The sequence below is a fragment of the Rhizobium sp. SG741 genome, from assembly GCF_012275435.1.
GTDB lineage: Bacteria > Pseudomonadota > Alphaproteobacteria > Rhizobiales > Rhizobiaceae > Rhizobium > Rhizobium lusitanum.
This window is the reverse complement of sequence record NZ_JAAZQP010000002.1, coordinates 38,546-54,299: the sequence shown is the minus strand read 5'-3', so window position 1 is coordinate 54,299 and position 15,754 is coordinate 38,546. Positions and strand designations below refer to the sequence as shown.

Here is a 15,754-nt window from a genome sequence, read left to right as displayed (position 1 = left end):
GATCTGGTGTGTTCACTATAAATGCAAGATCTTTCTCTGTGCATTTTTTAGGCAAATTGCGCGAAAATCCCGTATTTCCAGCTTGCCAATCGTTCGAAGAATGTGGAAATTCGCGTGTACACACTAATCTTGGCAGCGGATGGCTGATGTGAAGCACGATAGGCCGGATTCGGACGACTATGATGTCACGCAGCAGGTGGGCCACCTGTTGCGCAGAGTGTATCAACGTCATCTCTCCATCTTCCAGGAAAACGCCTCCGATCCCAATCTGACCTCCGTGCAGTTCGTCACCCTCTGCGCGCTGCGCGATCATGGGCCAAGTTCCCAGACCGAACTCGTCAAGGCCACGGCCGTCGATCAGGGCACGATCAGGGGCATCATCGAACGACTGTCCGCACGAGGCCTAATCACGACTTCCGGGGATGAGCAGGACGGACGCAAGATCATCATGTCCCTGACGCCGGCCGCCGAGCACCTGTTGGAGGAAATGATACCGGCCGCCCGCCTCATCAGCGAGTTGACGATGGCTGACCTCAATCCCGCCGAACGAGTGGCCCTGCTTTATCTGTTGCGCCGCATCCTGAACTATCATGATGACAAATCATCGAACGCGACGGAGAAATAGACCGGCAGGAAATGCCATCGCTGGACAGCATCTCCTTTTTCAGGTCAATCGTGACCGCAAAGCCGGCCTCAATTCGCAAAAGCGGCGATGCCTGTGATGGCGCGGCCGAGGATGAGGGCGTGGATGTCATGGGTTCCCTCGTAGGTGTTGACCACCTCGAGGTTGACGAGGTGGCGGGCAATGCCGAACTCGTCGGAAATGCCGTTGCCGCCGAGCATGTCGCGCGCGGCGCGGGCAATATCCAGCGCCTTGCCGCAGCTGTTGCGCTTGAGGATCGACGTCAGTTCCACAGGCGGATGGCCGTCTTCCTTCATGCGTCCGAGACGCAGGCAGCCCTGCAGGCCAAGGGTGATCTCGGTCACCATGTCGGCGAGCTTCTTCTGGATCAGCTGGTTGGCGGCAAGCGGCCGGTCGAACTGCTTGCGGTCGAGCACATATTGCCGCGCCTTGGCATAGCAATCCTCGGCCGCACCCAATGCACCCCAGGCAATGCCGAAGCGGGCGGAGTTGAGGCAGGTGAACGGACCCTTGAGGCCGGAAACATTCGGCAGCAGGTTTTCCTCCGGCACGAAGACATTGTCCATGACCACTTCGCCCGTGATCGAGGCGCGCAGGCCCACCTTGCCGTGGATGGCGGGTGCCGACAGTCCCTTCCAGCCCTTTTCGAGGATGAAGCCGCGGATGATGCCGTCCTCGGTCTTTGCCCAGACGACGAAGACATCGGCGATCGGTGCGTTGGAGATCCAGGTCTTGGCGCCGGTCAGGCTATAGCCGCCATCGACCTTCTTTGCCCGCGTCACCATCGAGCCTGGATCGGAGCCATGGTTCGGTTCGGTGAGGCCGAAGCAGCCGATCCATTCGCCAGTGGCAAGCTTCGGCAGGTATTTCTGCTTCTGGGCCTCGGAGCCGAAAGCATCGATCGGCACCATGACCAGCGAGGACTGCACGCTCATCATCGAGCGATAGCCGCTGTCGACGCGCTCGACCTCGCGGGCGATCAGGCCATAGGCGACATAGCCGAGGCCGGCGCCGCCATATTCCGGCGCAATCGTCGGTCCGAGCAGGCCGAGTTCGCCCATCTCGCGGAAGATCGTCGGATCGGTCTTTTCATGGCGGAAGGCTTCGAGCACGCGGGGGGCAAGCTTCTCCTGCGCATAGGAATGCGCGGTATCCAGCACCATGCGTTCTTCATCGCTCAGTTGCTCCACCAGCCGGAACGGATCGGCCCAGTCGAAAATCTCGCGGCTCATGCTGTCGTCTCCCAGATCTTTCTTTTCTCGATCGCTGTCAGTCTACGCCTTGCGGCTGGCGCGGGCTCGTTCGGTGGCGGTCGTATCCGAATGGCAATCCGCCGTCACGACAACGCCGAAGAGATCGAGCGCTTCAGCCGTCGTATAACGACCGAGCCGCACATCCTCGCTCACCGCTTTCGGATCGCGTGTCAGCGGATCGCCGTAGCCGCCGCCGCCCGGTGTGCCGACGCGAACGCGATCGCCGGGTTTCAGCGCGATATCCTGCGCCTTCGACAGATGCTCCGGCGTCATCGCTTCGCCGTCGCGCCAGACCGTGACGCTGTTCGTCCGCCCGTCGCTGCCACCGAGTGCGCCCTGCGGCCCGAAACGACCGTGATCCATGACGAAGCTTGCGGTGGCAGCACCGCGCCTGAGTTCGATCTCGTAGTCGAGACCGAAGCCGCCACGATGCTTGCCGGCACCGCCGGACCCCTCGCGAAGGGCATAGCGATGGTAGAGGACGGGGAATTGCTGTTCCATGATCTCGACCGGCGGTGCCTTGGAAATGCCGATGGTCGAACAGCCGTTGGCAAGCCCGTCGTGATCGCTGTTGCCGCCATAGCCGCCGCCGGAAATCTGGTACATGACGTAGCCGCGCCCGCGCTCTGGATCGTGGCCACCGAGCGCGAAATTGCCCGAACTTCCGGCGGGCGAGGCCGTCACACGATCGGGCAGTGCCTCGACCAATGCCGCAAAGACCGCCTCGGCGATCCGCTGGCTGACTTCCGCAGCACAGCCGGAAACCGGGCGCGGATAATGGGCGTCGAGGAAGGTTCCCTCTGGCGTCTTCACCTTCAACGGCTCGAAGGCACCGGCGCTGATCGGGACATCAGGAAAGATATGGCGCATGGCGAGGTAGACGGAGGATAGCGTCGTCGCCAGCACCGAGTTCATCGGTCCGGCGCAGGGCTTCGACGATCCCTCGAAATCGAAGGAGAGTTCATCGCCTGTCGCGATGATCGTCAGACGGATTTCGAGTGGCTCGTTGACGACGCCGTCACTGTCGATATAGGCGACGGAACGATAAGTGCCTTCCGGGATCAGCCGGATATTGGCGCGCATCTGCTCGGCCGCGCGGCGGCGCAACTCGCCGATCGCTTGGGCGACCGTATCGTCGCCGTAGCGTTCGAGAATGCGCACCAGCCGTTCCTGCCCCACAAGAAGGGCGGCCGCCTGTGCCTTTACGTCACCGATGCGTTGTTCGGAGACACGGATGTTCGAGCAGATGATCGCATAGATCTCGGTGTCGAGCTTGCCTTCCTTGAAAAGCCGGACCGGCGGCAGGCGCAGGCCCTCCTGTTCGACGGAGGTGGCCGACGCCGAGAAACCGCCGGGGACAGCGCCGCCCGTATCCGGCCAGTGACCGGTGTTCGATAACCAGCAAAAGATCTTGCCATCGCGACAAACGGGCATCGCAAAACGCACATCCATCAGATGCGTGCCGCCGAGATAGGGGTCGTTGACGATATAGATGTCACCCGGCTTCGGCGCCGCTGCCTTGCCGGAGGCGATCATCTCGATCAGCGTGCGGGTCGAATATTGCATGGTGCCGACAAAGACCGGCAGGCCGCCGGCCCCCTGGGCGATCAGCGAGCCGTCCTCGGCCGAATAGATGCCGTCCGAACGGTCGTTGGCCTCGGCGATGACAGGCGAGAAGGCGGCTCGGGAGAAGGTCAGGTCCATCTCATCGCAGACCTGCTGCAGGCCGGATTGGATGACGCTCAGCGTGATGGGGTCGATGCTCATTGGCCGGCTCCGATCGTGATGATGATATTGCCGTCGTCGTCCTGTGCGGCGACGTCGCCGGGCTCGAGGATGATGGTCGTGTCCATCTGCTCGATGATCGCCGGTCCGGATATGGTTGCCTTGAGCGGCAGGTGATCGCGCCAGTAGATCGGAGTTTCCCGCCAGCCGTCGAACCAGACCGGCCGCATGCCGGTCTGCGCTTCGCTGAGCGTCGCCTTGCGTCCGGCCGCATCGATCAGCATTGACAGATCGATCTCGGTGCGCCGGCCGATGACCGAGGTGTTGACGTTGACGAGGCTGGCGCGGATTTCGGGAAGTTCGACATGGAAGCGGTTGAAATAAGCCTCCTCGAACCGTGCCTGCAGTTCGGCCCTGGTCGGCATTGCGCTCGGCAGCGGCACGCGCAGCAGATGCGTCTGGCCGATGAATTGCATATCGACGGAGTAAATCTCGCGGATCTCGCGAATGGCGACCGCTTCCTTACCGATCAGCCGACGCCCTTCCGCCGACTGTTTTTCGAAGAGGGCGTGCACCGCGTCCATATCGGCGACATCGAGCGGGCGGTTGACCGTATTGACGAAATCGTGCCGGAGATCGGCGACGACGCAGCCGAGCGCGTTGGTGATCCCCGGACGGGACGGTGTCAGCACCCTTGGAATGCCGAGCTCCCGCGCGATCGCGGTCGCGTGCAGCGGGCCTGCTCCGCCGAAGGAGAACAGTGCGAAATCGCGTGGATCCTCGCCGAGGCTGACCGAGACCATGCGCACGGCGTCCGCCATGCGGGCATTGGCGATGCGGATGACGGCCGCCGCCGCCGCCGTGGCGTCGAGCCCGAGCGGACGGCCGAGCTTTTCCTCGAACAGGTTACGAATGTCGTCAATGGAAATGCTGCCGGGAACCGAGTTGAGCCTGGAAGGGTTGAGGCGGCCGAGCAGCAGGTTGGCATCGGAGATGGTCGGCGTCGTGCCGCCGCGGCCGTAGCAGATCGGCCCCGGCATGGCGCCGGCGCTTTCCGGGCCGACCTGGAGCAGGCCCGCGGCGGTGATCTTGGCGATCGAACCGCCGCCGGCGCCGACGGTGCGCACGTCGACCATCGGCACATGGATCGGCATGGCATATTCGATCTCGATCTCGTTGGAAACAGCCGGTTCGGCGTTACGGATCAGGGCAACATCGGTCGACGTGCCGCCCATATCATAGGTGATGAGGTTGGGGATGCCGGCGCGCCGGCCGGTATAGGCCGCTGCCATGACGCCGGAGGCGGGACCGGACATGACGGTCTTTGCGGCCTCCTTGGCGACGTGGCGCGCAGACACCATGCCGCCATTGCCGTTCATGACGAGAACGTCGTGCCTGTAACCCTTGGTGGCGAGTTGATCGGCGAGGCGCTCGATGTAGCGCGCCAGGAGCGGCTGCACGGATGCATTGACGGCCGCCGTGACGCCGCGCTCGAACTCACGGCTTTCGGACAGAAGCGCATGGCCGAGCGTGATATTGCCGTTCGGCCAGATCTCGCCGGCGATCTCGCCGGCGCGCAACTCATGCGCCGGATTGGCATAGGCATGCAGGAAGTGAATGACCAACGACTCGCAACCTGTATCCACCAGGGCTTTGAGCGCAATGCGGAGCGCTTCCTCGTCGAGGGGAATCAGCACGTTGCCGGCGGCATCCATGCGTTCGGGAACTTCGAGCCTGAGGTCGCGCGGGATGATCGGGCGAAACTCGCCCTTCATGCCGTAGGGGTTCGGGCGCGTGCGCCGGCCGAGCTCCAGCACGTCGCGAAAGCCGCGTGTGGTGATGAGACCTGTTCGGCAGAGGTTGCGCTCCAGAACGGCATTCGTGGTGGTGGTGGTGCCGTGCACGATGAGGTCGAGCGCCGCTATATCGGCCTCAGCCGCATCCAGTGCGTTGAGAACGCCGAAAGCCTGATTGTCGAGCGTGGTCGGCGTCTTGGCGAGACGGACCTTGCCGGAGACCGTGTCGAAGAGCACGAGATCGGTGAACGTGCCGCCGACATCGATGCCCGCGACCTGCGATTGTTCAGGTGTCGGGCCCGACGGTTCATTCGGAAAAGACTGAGTCACGACTGTTCCCATTATTGTTTGTATACAAATGAATTTATGGACGAGATCGAACCGCTGTCAAGCGGCGCGATCTTCGAGCATGCCCCTAGCGCAGACCATCCTTGCCTTCGATATCCGACGCCTTCAGCCCACCGACGCGGGCAAGCGGCCGGCCGCTATCGGTAAGGGCGACGGCCACCATGATTTCCGCCGGACGCGGCGCGTCGGCGAGGCTCACCTCCATCCCGTCGAAATGCGACCGCACATAGGCGGCATCCTTGTGCCCGAGCGGAATATCGAGGGGCCGGCCGGGGCCGCCGCGCTTTTTCGAGGAGGGCACAAGTGCGGCGCCTTTTTCCACCGCCTCGCGCAGCGGCTTGCCGAGCGATGGATGCAGCAGGGCGGCCGCATGTTCCAGCTCGCCATCCTCACCGACCAGCGCCGCCTTGCCATAGCTTTCGACCTGCGCCGGCGAAATTCCGAGCACCTCGACGCATTTGCGGCCAAGCAGGCCGCCGAGTTCCGCGCCGATCTCGATCAGCGGCGTCAGATCCTCGACATAACGGCCGGCGAAGGGATTGGCGATGACGGCGACCGCAGCAGCCTTGCGCGTGGATGGCGAGATGGTTTGACCCATCTCGGTCAGTGTCTCCTCGACGAAGACGGTGATCTTGCGGATCTCAGCGCTCAACGCAGGCCGTCCTCGCCCTTGATGTCCTCGGCCTTAAGGCCGCCGCTGCGGGCATGGACGCGCGGACCGGTGGTCATGACAAGCACGACCGCCATCTCATTAGCGCGCGGGCCGTCCGGCACGCCGACTTCTATCGAGTCGAAATGGCTTCGCACATAGGAGGCGTTGATATGGGTAACCGGTACGTCGAGCCGCGTGCCGGGCCCGCCGACCTTCTTCGAGGAAGGCACGATCGCCTTGGCGCCGCCGAGCACTTCGCGCATGGCGTAGCCGCCCGGCGCGTGCCAGAGGGCGCCGTGCTCCAGTTCGCCGGCCTGACCGACGATGATGCCCTTGCCGTATCCTTCGACGTCAGCAACATTTCCGCCGAGCGCGGCGACCAGCCGTTTTGCCATATCGAGGCCGAGCGGCTCCAGATCCTTCATGAAACCGGTGATTTCCTCATGATAGCTGCCCGCGAAGGGGTTCTCGATGACCGCGACGATCGCCCCCCGCTTCAGCGGCTTTGCGACGGGCTTGCCGCCTTCGTGATAAATCTCCTCCACGATGGTGAGGAACTTGCGGATCTTGACGTCAGGCATTGGAAAACCGCTCCATGGATTGATCGATTGAAAGAGGTGAGGCTGTAAATGGCCGGGCCGCGGTCGGCATGGCGAGCAGGCCCTGGTTCCCGAGAAAGAGGCCGGCGCGATCGATGAGGCCGAGTGCGATGAAGCGCTCTGCTCTGGCAAGGCCACAGGAAAGTGCCATGTCGATTTCCGCATCGGTCAGGGGGCCGCAGCCGGTGACGACCAGGCGCTCGCCGAGATCGCTGTCGTCGACGACATCGATGGCGCGTGCCCGGCTGATGGCGGCATGGCCGGGGAGATCGACGGCATTGGCAACAATCGTGACCGCCGCGTCGGCCGCCGCCGCATTCGCTGCCAATACGGTCGCCGAGTCGGCAATGCCCATCGACAGGCTGCGTCCGCCGCGTCCGCTGGTGGCGATGCCGCGTGTGGGGCTGGAAGCATGGAGCGCGAAATCGCCGAGCGAAATTCCGTCTTCGCGCGCCATACGGACATGAAACTCCGCGTCACTTTCAAGATGCACGGCAATGTCGCCGCCATTGTTGACATAGGCGCGGGCAGGGCGGTCTTCCTTGTCGAACGCGGCCAACATCGCCGCCAGGATTTCGTCCGCGACGGCACCGGCAACTGCCGCCATCGGCGTGATGAAATGGTCAGCAGCAAACGGCCGGACCGCGGTGACCATGCGTTGGGCAACCGAGCCCTCGGGCATCGGGCCGGCAAGTTCGGCTGCCGTGCGAAGCAGGGGCAGTTCGCTCACCAGTTCGTCAAGGACGGTCTGGAAACGGGCGATGGCAGCAGTGAAGGCACGGGCGCGCCGTTCGGCTTCGTCCTTGCGTTCAGCACTGCCGTCATCGACGCCAATGACGAGGTCGATCGGTCCGTGCTGCAAATGCAGCCGGCCGTTTGGATCGCCATCGAGATATCGGGCAACAGGCCGCGACATGCTATCGCTCCCTTTGTCGTCAGCCGCCCCACCGGAAATTTCTGCTTTCCGTCGGCCAGGGGCCGCGTCCGATCGGTGTGACCCTACGCTCGGCCATTTCCAGCGCCTGCTCGATCGGGATGACGGCGTCCATATGGCCGCCGAGCGCGCGGTAATCATCGAGCCGCATGGTGAATTCGATCGGCGCGACGAGCGCGGGCGTCGGCACGTAGCCGAAGGCATTGCTCGGCATCTGCGTCACATCGGCCATGACGGTGATGCCGCCGCCCGGCCAAACGTAGGCCGGAACGCCGCCGCAGGAAACATGGGTCAGCGCTTCCTTGACGGAGCGCGTCAGGCGGACAGGGTTCGTGGTGACACCAGCCCGCAGGCTGCCGCCGGCACCGCCGATGAACAGGACCGAGGTGAGTGCCGGTTCGCAATTTTCGGCAATGATCTCGACCGATTCCTGCAAGGCTGCGGGAAGAATTGTCTGCAGTTCCGGTCGCAGATTGTCGTCGAGAATATAATAGCCGTACTGCTCGCCGGTGGTCGATACCATCAGCATGCGCATGCCCGGCCAGGCCGTCTTGGGGTCGAAATCGCCGAGGATCGTCAGGGGGTCGGAGATGTTGGTGCCGCCCCAGCCGATGCCGGGCTCGGCGACCTGGAAGTAACGGCCGGGCGTCGAGCGCCGGCCCTTGATGCGAATGCCGGTGGCTGGCACGTCGAGCAGGCGTCCCGCCTGGTGTTCGGAGAGCACGCCGGTGATATGGTCGTCGACAACGACCACCTCATCGACATGGCCCATCCACTGCTTGGCGAACATGCCAATGGTCGCCGAGCCGCAGCCGACGCGCATGCGGCTTTCCTCGACGTCGTTGATAACGGGAGCAGCGCCTGCCTTGATGGTCAGGCTGACCCCGCCGTCGACCTGCATGTCGACGGCTTCACCATTACAGAGCTTCAAGAGCGCGTCGCAGGTAACGCGGCCTTCCTTCTTCGAACCGCCGGTCAGGTGGTGCACACCGCCGAGCGACAGCATCTGCGAGCCGTATTCGCCTGTTGTGACGTGACCGATGGCTTCGCCGTCGACCAACACGGTTGCGGCTTCGGGGCCGAGAAAGCGGTCGGTGTCGATCTTCACCTTGGCGCCGCAATAGCTGAAGATGCCTTCGGTGACGACGGTCACCATGTCGACGCCGCTTTCCTGCTGCGACACGATGAAGGGTGCCGGCTTATAATCGGGATAGGTCGTTCCGGCGCCGACGGCGGTGATGAAGCTTCTGGTGGCGTGGACGATATCGCCGTCCCATTCGCTCTCGCCCGGCTGGGCCAGGAACGGCACGACATTGCCGCCTTCGGAAATGGTGTTCTCGATGATCGTCAGCGGATCGACGCGGATCAGCTCGCCGCCGACATTGGCATAGCGATCGCAGGCGCCGGACCGGCCGTCGGAGATGTAGCACATGACGGGACAGGCATCGCAGCGTATCTTGCCGTTTGCGACGCTTTCCACGCGTTGCTTGACCATGGCACTCTCCTTTTAACACGGCCGCTTGTCCGGTGGTGCTGCCATTAGCCCATGGACGGATATTTGACCGTCATTGTTCCCAATTTTTCATTTGTATGCGAATGAGTATCAGCCGGTCTTTCCGTCCTGTCAAGCGACGGTGGGGAGCCCTGGCAAAAATGCTGCCGTCGGCCTGGATGGACTTTGCCGCCGCCTGCGACCAGCCCTGTTATCGGTCGGGCTATGGCGTTGACAAATATGGTGTTCAAAGTAGAGGCTTGGGACCTCGAGCGTTTACATCAACCGACAATGACGCTCTAATCTTTTGAATCTGGAACAGCTTATCCACATCGCAACCATATGCGCAGATCCGGGGCGGGACAAATGCAGAAATCTCATGAAGACAGACAATCCGCCGCACCCGCATACCATGTCGATCGGCAGGTCGGGTTCTTTCTCCGGCAGGCGAACCAGCGGCATGTCGCGATCTTCGCCAATGCCATCGGCGACAAGTTGACGACGACGCAATGGTCGGCGCTTTCGAAGCTTAAGGAAATCCAACCCTGCTCGCAGAACCAGCTCGGGCGCGAAACGGCGATGGATGTCGCGACCGTCAAAGGGGTCGTAGACCGCCTGGTGAAGCGCGGTTTCGTTGCCACCGCGCCGGACCAAAATGATGGGCGCCGGGTCGTCCTGTCGCTGACCGAAGATGGCCTCGCGGTCATCGCCGCGAATGTCGGCGCGGCGGTCGCGGCGACCGAGGAGACATTGGCGCCGCTGACCTCCGGCGAGCGGATGATGTTCCTCGAACTGCTGCAGAAAATCTGCTGAGCGGCTGCCGTCAAACCCTCGATTCCATCCTTACGTCTTCGATTATGACAAAACATCGCGTTCTCGGTGGAAGGAATGGATTGCGCGATAAAATTCATTCGTGTACAAATGAAATAAATAAATAAGACGAGGGAAAACGGATGAGCTTGTCAGCGGAAGAAGCAGTCATCACCGACAGTCAGCAGGCGAGTACCGCGCCGGCCTTTCCGGTGCCCGCCAATGTCTTTGTGCAGACGGTGACCGAGGTACGGCATTTCACCGACCGGCTCTTCAAGTTCCGCATCACGCGCCCGGCGGAATTCCGTTTCCGTTCCGGCGAATTCATCATGATCGGCCTGCCGAATGCCGAGCGTCCTGTTTTCCGTGCCTACTCGATCGCCAGCCCCTTCTGGGACGAGGAGATCGAATTCTATTCCATCAAGGTTCCGGGCGGCCCGCTGACGGAGCATCTGCAGAAGATCGTGCCCGGCGACACCGTGCTGATGCGCAAGAAGCCGACCGGCACGCTGGTGCTCGACGCGCTGATCCCAGGCAAGCGGCTCTACCTCCTGTCGACCGGTACCGGTGTCGCGCCTTTCGCAAGCCTGATCCGCGATCCGGAGACCTACGAGAAATTCGAGGAGATTGTTCTCGTCCAGACCTGCCGGGACGTAGACGAACTCACTTACATCACGGAGATGGTCGAGGCGCTGAAGGACGATCCGCTGATCGGCGAACTCGTCGGCGATCGCCTTCGTCTGCATACGACGACGACGCGTGAGCCCTTTGCGCGCATGGGCCGCATCACCGACCTTCTGACCAGCGGCGAATTCTTCGAACAGACTGGCCTGCCGCGCATCAATCCAGACGAGGATCGCGGCATGATCTGCGGCTCGGCGGCGATGCTGAAGGATACCAAGGCTGTTCTGGAATCCTTCGGTCTCGTTGAAGGCGCCAACAATGCCCCGGCCACCTTCGTCATCGAGCGCGCCTTCGTCGGCTGAGCGCATCGATCAGGCTCGAAACCGTAGAAGCGGTTTCGAGTATTTCCTATTCAAGCGTGGGATGCGGCAGTGACCAGCTCGGCCGTGGTCCGAAATTCGACCTGCTCGGGCATGCGCGACAATATATGTTCGAGGGTTGCCGCATGTGACAGCGGCGTCGAACTGCCGATCGCATCGCTCGCGACGATGACATGAAAGCCGGCATCGATCGCGTGAAACAGGCTCGCCAGAACGCAGACATCCGTCTCCACGCCGCTGAAAATTAGCGTATCGACACCCTCTGCGATCATCCGCTCATGAAAACCCGGCGCGCCGAAAATGGAATAGGTGGTCTTCTCGATCACGTTCCGAGGCTCAGCCAAGGCCGCGAGCGGGGCGACCAGATCCTGCATCGCCGGATCCATCGTTCCCGTCGTCAGCATCGACCAGCGCTCGTAATAGGTTCGCCACCGCCCCGTTGCGTGGCTTGGTGCGGCAGGCACCATGAATTTGGCAAACAGCGTCCGGTCGGCAAAGGCGTGCGTCAGATCAAGCACGTTCGGTAGGATCTCGGTCACCGCCGGCGTGTGCCAGACCGTTTCTTCGGCAAAAAGCCGCTGCATGTCGATGACGATATGGCGGGAATTGGTGAGCGACGGCGCTGTCATCTTCAATCCTCGACGGCAATGGTGTGGTCCGGCGACCAGGCGAGGGTCACGTCCGTTCCGCTTGCGAGCACGGTGCCATCGCGATTTTGCGCGAAGAGTTTCAGCGAAGTTCCATCCGGCGTTACCAGCACATAGGTGAGCGCCGGGCCGGCATAGATCACAGTCTCGATGCGAGCCGCCAAGGCGTTGAGGCCCGCTTCGGGCGATGTACCTGCTGGGAGGATCGACATCTTTTCCGGCCGCACGGCGAGCGTCGCGCTGTTGCCTGTGGACGAAAGCGGGCCATGGCAGCGCACCAGCGTGCCATCCGCAAGCCTGACACCACCATTGGCAATCGTGCCGTTCAGAAAATTGGAATCGCCGAGGAACTGCGCTGCAAAGCGCGTTTTCGGGCGCTCATAGACCTCCGCAGGAGCGCCGATCTGGACAATACGACCACGATCGAGGATCGCGACCTTGTCGGAGAGCGTCAGCGCCTCTTCCTGGTCATGGGTGACGAAGATCGTTGTCAGCCCGGTCTCGCGCTGGATGCGAAGCAGTTCGACCTGCATCTCCTGCCGCAGTCGCCGGTCGAGCGCCGAGAGCGGTTCATCCAGCAGCAGGACGCTCGGCTTGATGACCATGGCACGGGCAAGCGCCACGCGTTGCTGCTGCCCGCCGGAGAGCTGCTTCGGTTTGCGATCGCCGAAGCCCGGCAGGCGTACCATTTCCAGGGCGCGATCGACCTGTTGCCTGGCCTCCGCACCGCGAATACCGCGCCGCGCCAGGCCGAAGGCGACGTTTTCGGCGACCGTCATATGCGGGAACAACGCATAGGACTGGAAGACCATGCCGATATTGCGCGCCCAGACCGGTGTCTCTGTCACGTCCTGGCCGCCGATCGCGACCTTGCCGCTGTCGGGTGTGATGAAGCCGGCGATGATGCGCAGAAGCGTCGTCTTGCCGGAGCCGGAGGGACCGAGCAGGCTGGTGAAGGATCCTTCCGTGAAATCCGTCGAGATGTCGGCCAGCACCGGTGTCCGGCCGTAGGTCTTGGCGACCGATGATACTTCAACGTTTGTCACTGACGCCTCCGGGCCTGGCAAAGATCGCAAAGACGAGGATGGCGGCCATCGAACCGATCAAGAGGATCGTCGAGATGGCGTTGATCTCTGGCGTGAAGCCCTTGCGGATCGCCGAATAGATTTGCACCGGCAAGGTGGTGAAGCCGGGCGTTGCGAGGAAATAGGAAATGACGAATTGGTCGAGCGAAACGGCGAAAGCAAAGAGGGCCGCGCCAAGGATGCTCGGGGCGAGAAGCGGCAGCGTCACCGAAAAGAATGCATGGATCGGTGTCGAACCCAGGCTCATGGCCGCCTCTTCAAGATCGGCCCGGATCGTCTGGAAGCCGGTTCCGACGACGAGAACCACGTAGGGAATGGCGAGCGCCACATGGCCGATCAGCAGTGCATGCATGCCGCGTCCGATACCGGTCCAGAAGAAGAAGACGAGCATGGCCGTTCCGGTGATCAGCCAGGGAATGGCGATCGGCGGCAGCAGCATGAGCTGTAACAGCGTTTTCCCCTTGAATGTTCGCCGGGCAAGCGCCACCGAGGCCATCGTTCCGAGGATTGTCGAGACGACAGCGGTGATGACGGCAATGACGATGCTGTTGATCCCGGCTGAAATCAGCTGGTCGTTGCCTGCAAGAGCCACATACCATTTGGTCGAGAAGTGAAACGGCAGCTCATAGAGCGAGGACTCGTTGAAGCCCATAGCCATCATCACCACGATCGGCAGATAGAGGAAGACCAGGATGGCAGCGAGATAGAAGCGCGCAAGACCGATCATGCGACGGCCCCGCTGCCGCGCCGAAGCACGCCCGAAAACGTCGCGAAGATCGCAAGCACGACGGCGAGCATCGTGAAGGATAGTGCTGCACCCAGCGGCCAGTTGAAGGCTTGGGTGAACTGGTCCTCGATGACCGTACCCATGGTGACGCCGACACGGCCGCCAAGAATGCGCGGCTCCATGAAGGAGCCCAGCACCGGCACGAAAGTCAGCACGGCGCCGGAGATCAGGCCGGGTGCCGCCATCGGTATGAGGATGCGGAAGAGGATCGTCCACCAGCGGGCGCCGAGGCTTGCGGCGGCCTCGATGATCGCATCGTCGATCGTGACCAGTGCTATGTAGCAGGTCAGGATCATGTAGGGCAGATAACCGTGCACGAGGCCGACCACGATTGCCGATCTGGTGTAGAGAAAGCCGATCGAACCGGCTCCCGGCCAGACCCAGTGCAGCACATCGTCGAGAAAGCCGCCTTCGCGCAGCACCATCGTCCAGGAGAAGATGCGCACGAGACCATTCGTCCAGAACGGCAGCAGGATGAGGATCAGCAGGGTTTCGCGCGTACGGCCGATGGTGGCGCGCGCCAGCGCCAGCGCCGCGAAGAAACCAAGGACAGCACAGGCAAATGTCGTCCAGAAACCCATCAGCAGCGACGTCCAGGCGATGCCCAGGAGATAGGGCTGTGTGGAGAAGACCTGGTATTGCCTGAGCGTGAAGACGATGGGGGCCTTGCCCATCGGTGTCGCATTCATGAAGCTGAACACGAACATCGTGCAAAGCGGCAGGAGAACCGCGATGAAGAGCCATCCATAGGTGGGCAGCAGCAGCACCAGCGTCGCGAGCCAACCGGGGATGCCTGGCCGGGCGCGCGAACCTTCCGGTCCGCGCGTCGTCGATGCAGAAACTGCCTCAGGCTGCATAGAAGGCTTTCACTTCCTGCCAGAGGTTATTGAAAGCTTCGCGGCGATCGTCGGGCAGGGCCGACTGAATCGTCATCGTCTTCAGATATTCCGGCTTGTGGATCACCCGGTTGAGATCGTCGGCCGGCAGTTTTTCCATGGCGGCAGCATTGGCCGAAGCCGGCGCCCCGACCTTGGTTGCCCATTGGAAATAGAAGTCAGGGTCGATCATGTAGTTGATGAAGGCAAGGCCAGCATCCGGATTGGTGCTCGTCGCCGGGACAGACAGGCTGTCCAGCCAGCCGATGCCGCCTTCCTTCGGAACCACGAATTCGACCGGCAGCTTGCTGTTGCGCTTGGAGCGGACGGCCGCACCCGACCAGAAGATCGAAAGGTCGAATTCCTTGGCGGCGAATGCCTTGTTCCATTCGTCTTCGCTCGACCAGAGCAGCTTGATGTTCGGCTTGAATGCCTTCAGCTTCTCGGTGACGACGGCGAGGTCCTTCGGATTGTTCATGTCCTGGCCGGACAACAGTGCGCCGATCGCAACGCCGGTGACGGCATCGTCGAACAGGGCGACTCGGCCCTTATGGGCGGGATCGCCAAGCGCTGCATAGCTGTCCGGCTTGGGCGACCCCTCGGTGATGGCAAGCGAAGTGATGCCCCAGACCCAGGAGACGCCGTTGGTCTTGCCGTCAAGCTGGAGGTTCGCATGGTTCTTCAGTTCGGGCGACAGGCCCGTTGCATTCGGCACCTTGGAGAAGTCGATGGGAGAGATGAGACCTTCGCTCGCCGCTTGCTGCGAACGGGCGCTGTTGATCAGCACCACATCGTAGACGCCGGGATTGGTCCTGAGCTTCGTCAGCATTTCCGGCTCAGAGCTGAAATAGTCGTGAACGACCTCGATGCCGGTCTTTTCGGTGAAGGCTTTGAGAGCCCAGGCTTCGTCGGTGCCGTAGCCCTGCCAGTTGAGAACGGTGATCTTGGTGGCGGCGCGCGCCTGGCGCGACAACAGGGACGATGTGGCGGCGGCGAGGGCGCCGGCGCCGATCAGGCCCAGAGTTTGACGTCGTGTGGTGTTCATCCTGATGTTCCCCTTTTGTCTGATTTTTGGTCCATTTGCCGATGGTGGTGAAGGCTTCG

General features: G+C 62.3%; 15 protein-coding genes. 3 read left to right on the top strand and 12 right to left on the bottom strand.

Going from position 1 to position 15,754, the window contains the following annotated elements; all coding sequences use genetic code 11:
• Positions 1 to 139 precede the first annotated feature (139 nt).
• Positions 140 to 625 carry a MarR family winged helix-turn-helix transcriptional regulator gene (locus FHT29_RS05650; RefSeq protein WP_168596305.1) on the top strand — a complete coding sequence of 162 codons (486 nt, stop codon included), beginning with the start codon at positions 140 to 142 and terminating at the stop codon, positions 623 to 625.
• A gap of 68 nt (positions 626 to 693) precedes the next feature.
• Here the strand turns inward: FHT29_RS05650 and FHT29_RS05645 are convergent, their stop codons facing one another.
• The 7 genes from FHT29_RS05645 to FHT29_RS05615 form a co-directional block, all read right to left on the bottom strand.
• The gene (locus FHT29_RS05645; protein ID WP_168595435.1) at positions 694 to 1,875 is read right to left on the bottom strand and encodes an acyl-CoA dehydrogenase; all 1,182 of its coding nucleotides are present in this window, start codon (positions 1,873 to 1,875) and stop codon (positions 694 to 696) included.
• Positions 1,876 to 1,917: 42 nt separating this feature from the next.
• Positions 1,918 to 3,663, bottom strand: coding sequence for a hydantoinase B/oxoprolinase family protein (locus FHT29_RS05640; RefSeq protein ID WP_168599319.1), 1,746 nt, complete (start codon positions 3,661 to 3,663; stop codon positions 1,918 to 1,920).
• Positions 3,660 to 5,759 (bottom strand): hydantoinase/oxoprolinase family protein, encoded by a 2,100-nt coding sequence (locus FHT29_RS05635; RefSeq protein WP_210255389.1) that lies wholly within the window; start codon positions 5,757 to 5,759, stop codon positions 3,660 to 3,662. Before FHT29_RS05635 ends, FHT29_RS05640 begins: the two co-directional genes overlap by 4 nt.
• Positions 5,760 to 5,832: 73 nt before the next feature.
• Positions 5,833 to 6,417 (bottom strand): amino acid synthesis family protein, encoded by a 585-nt coding sequence (locus tag FHT29_RS05630; RefSeq protein WP_092575458.1) that lies wholly within the window; start codon positions 6,415 to 6,417, stop codon positions 5,833 to 5,835.
• The gene (locus tag FHT29_RS05625) at positions 6,414 to 6,998 is read right to left on the bottom strand and encodes an amino acid synthesis family protein (RefSeq protein WP_037197101.1); all 585 of its coding nucleotides are present in this window, start codon (positions 6,996 to 6,998) and stop codon (positions 6,414 to 6,416) included. Before FHT29_RS05625 ends, FHT29_RS05630 begins: the two co-directional genes overlap by 4 nt.
• Positions 6,991 to 7,932 (bottom strand): UPF0280 family protein, encoded by a 942-nt coding sequence (locus tag FHT29_RS05620; RefSeq protein ID WP_168599317.1) that lies wholly within the window; start codon positions 7,930 to 7,932, stop codon positions 6,991 to 6,993. The genes FHT29_RS05625 and FHT29_RS05620 overlap by 8 nt, the downstream gene beginning before the upstream one ends.
• Before the next feature lie 19 nt (positions 7,933 to 7,951).
• Positions 7,952 to 9,445: a 6-hydroxynicotinate reductase gene (locus FHT29_RS05615; protein WP_092575465.1), complete on the bottom strand. Its 1,494-nt coding sequence runs from the start codon at positions 9,443 to 9,445 to the stop codon at positions 7,952 to 7,954.
• A gap of 363 nt (positions 9,446 to 9,808) precedes the next feature.
• Here FHT29_RS05615 and FHT29_RS05610 point away from each other — a divergent pair, with 363 nt between their 5' ends.
• Complete coding sequence (locus FHT29_RS05610) at positions 9,809 to 10,255, top strand: MarR family winged helix-turn-helix transcriptional regulator (protein WP_047552745.1); 447 nt, start codon at positions 9,809 to 9,811, stop codon at positions 10,253 to 10,255.
• A 140-nt stretch (positions 10,256 to 10,395) separates the two neighbouring features.
• On the top strand, positions 10,396 to 11,238 hold the full coding sequence (locus tag FHT29_RS05605) for a ferredoxin--NADP reductase (RefSeq protein ID WP_092575468.1): 843 nt from the start codon (positions 10,396 to 10,398) through the stop codon (positions 11,236 to 11,238).
• Positions 11,239 to 11,288: 50 nt separating this feature from the next.
• Here FHT29_RS05605 and FHT29_RS05600 read toward each other — a convergent pair whose 3' ends face one another.
• The 5 genes from FHT29_RS05600 to FHT29_RS05580 are packed head-to-tail and all read right to left on the bottom strand — an operon-like array spanning position 11,289 to position 15,695.
• Positions 11,289 to 11,885: a cysteine hydrolase gene (locus tag FHT29_RS05600; RefSeq protein WP_037197092.1), complete on the bottom strand. Its 597-nt coding sequence runs from the start codon at positions 11,883 to 11,885 to the stop codon at positions 11,289 to 11,291.
• A 2-nt stretch (positions 11,886 to 11,887) separates the two neighbouring features.
• Positions 11,888 to 12,949, bottom strand: coding sequence for an ABC transporter ATP-binding protein (locus tag FHT29_RS05595; RefSeq protein ID WP_037197091.1), 1,062 nt, complete (start codon positions 12,947 to 12,949; stop codon positions 11,888 to 11,890).
• Positions 12,936 to 13,715, bottom strand: a complete 780-nt coding sequence (locus FHT29_RS05590; RefSeq protein ID WP_037197090.1) for an ABC transporter permease — start codon at positions 13,713 to 13,715, stop codon at positions 12,936 to 12,938. The genes FHT29_RS05595 and FHT29_RS05590 overlap by 14 nt, the downstream gene beginning before the upstream one ends.
• Entirely contained in the window at positions 13,712 to 14,632 is a 921-nt protein-coding gene (locus tag FHT29_RS05585) for an ABC transporter permease (RefSeq protein ID WP_080760437.1), read from the bottom strand. The genes FHT29_RS05590 and FHT29_RS05585 overlap by 4 nt, the downstream gene beginning before the upstream one ends.
• Positions 14,622 to 15,695 (bottom strand): extracellular solute-binding protein, encoded by a 1,074-nt coding sequence (locus FHT29_RS05580; protein WP_047639121.1) that lies wholly within the window; start codon positions 15,693 to 15,695, stop codon positions 14,622 to 14,624. Before FHT29_RS05580 ends, FHT29_RS05585 begins: the two co-directional genes overlap by 11 nt.
• Positions 15,696 to 15,754 lie beyond the last annotated feature (59 nt).

What these genes read in the sequence shown, in the direction of transcription:
- FHT29_RS05650 (WP_168596305.1), top strand. Translation starts at nt 140, where the DNA reads ATGGCTGATGTGAAGCACGATAGGCCGGATTCGGACGACTATGATGTC.
- FHT29_RS05645 (WP_168595435.1), bottom strand. Translation starts at nt 1,875, where the DNA reads ATGAGCCGCGAGATTTTCGACTGGGCCGATCCGTTCCGGCTGGTGGAG.
- FHT29_RS05640 (WP_168599319.1), bottom strand. Translation starts at nt 3,663, where the DNA reads ATGAGCATCGACCCCATCACGCTGAGCGTCATCCAATCCGGCCTGCAG.
- FHT29_RS05635 (WP_210255389.1), bottom strand. Translation starts at nt 5,759, where the DNA reads ATGGGAACAGTCGTGACTCAGTCTTTTCCGAATGAACCGTCGGGCCCG.
- FHT29_RS05625 (WP_037197101.1), bottom strand. Translation starts at nt 6,998, where the DNA reads ATGCCTGACGTCAAGATCCGCAAGTTCCTCACCATCGTGGAGGAGATT.
- FHT29_RS05620 (WP_168599317.1), bottom strand. Translation starts at nt 7,932, where the DNA reads ATGTCGCGGCCTGTTGCCCGATATCTCGATGGCGATCCAAACGGCCGG.
- FHT29_RS05615 (WP_092575465.1), bottom strand. Translation starts at nt 9,445, where the DNA reads ATGGTCAAGCAACGCGTGGAAAGCGTCGCAAACGGCAAGATACGCTGC.
- FHT29_RS05610 (WP_047552745.1), top strand. Translation starts at nt 9,809, where the DNA reads ATGCAGAAATCTCATGAAGACAGACAATCCGCCGCACCCGCATACCAT.
- FHT29_RS05605 (WP_092575468.1), top strand. Translation starts at nt 10,396, where the DNA reads ATGAGCTTGTCAGCGGAAGAAGCAGTCATCACCGACAGTCAGCAGGCG.
- FHT29_RS05600 (WP_037197092.1), bottom strand. Translation starts at nt 11,885, where the DNA reads ATGACAGCGCCGTCGCTCACCAATTCCCGCCATATCGTCATCGACATG.
- FHT29_RS05590 (WP_037197090.1), bottom strand. Translation starts at nt 13,715, where the DNA reads ATGATCGGTCTTGCGCGCTTCTATCTCGCTGCCATCCTGGTCTTCCTC.
- FHT29_RS05585 (WP_080760437.1), bottom strand. Translation starts at nt 14,632, where the DNA reads ATGCAGCCTGAGGCAGTTTCTGCATCGACGACGCGCGGACCGGAAGGT.
- FHT29_RS05580 (WP_047639121.1), bottom strand. Translation starts at nt 15,695, where the DNA reads ATGAACACCACACGACGTCAAACTCTGGGCCTGATCGGCGCCGGCGCC.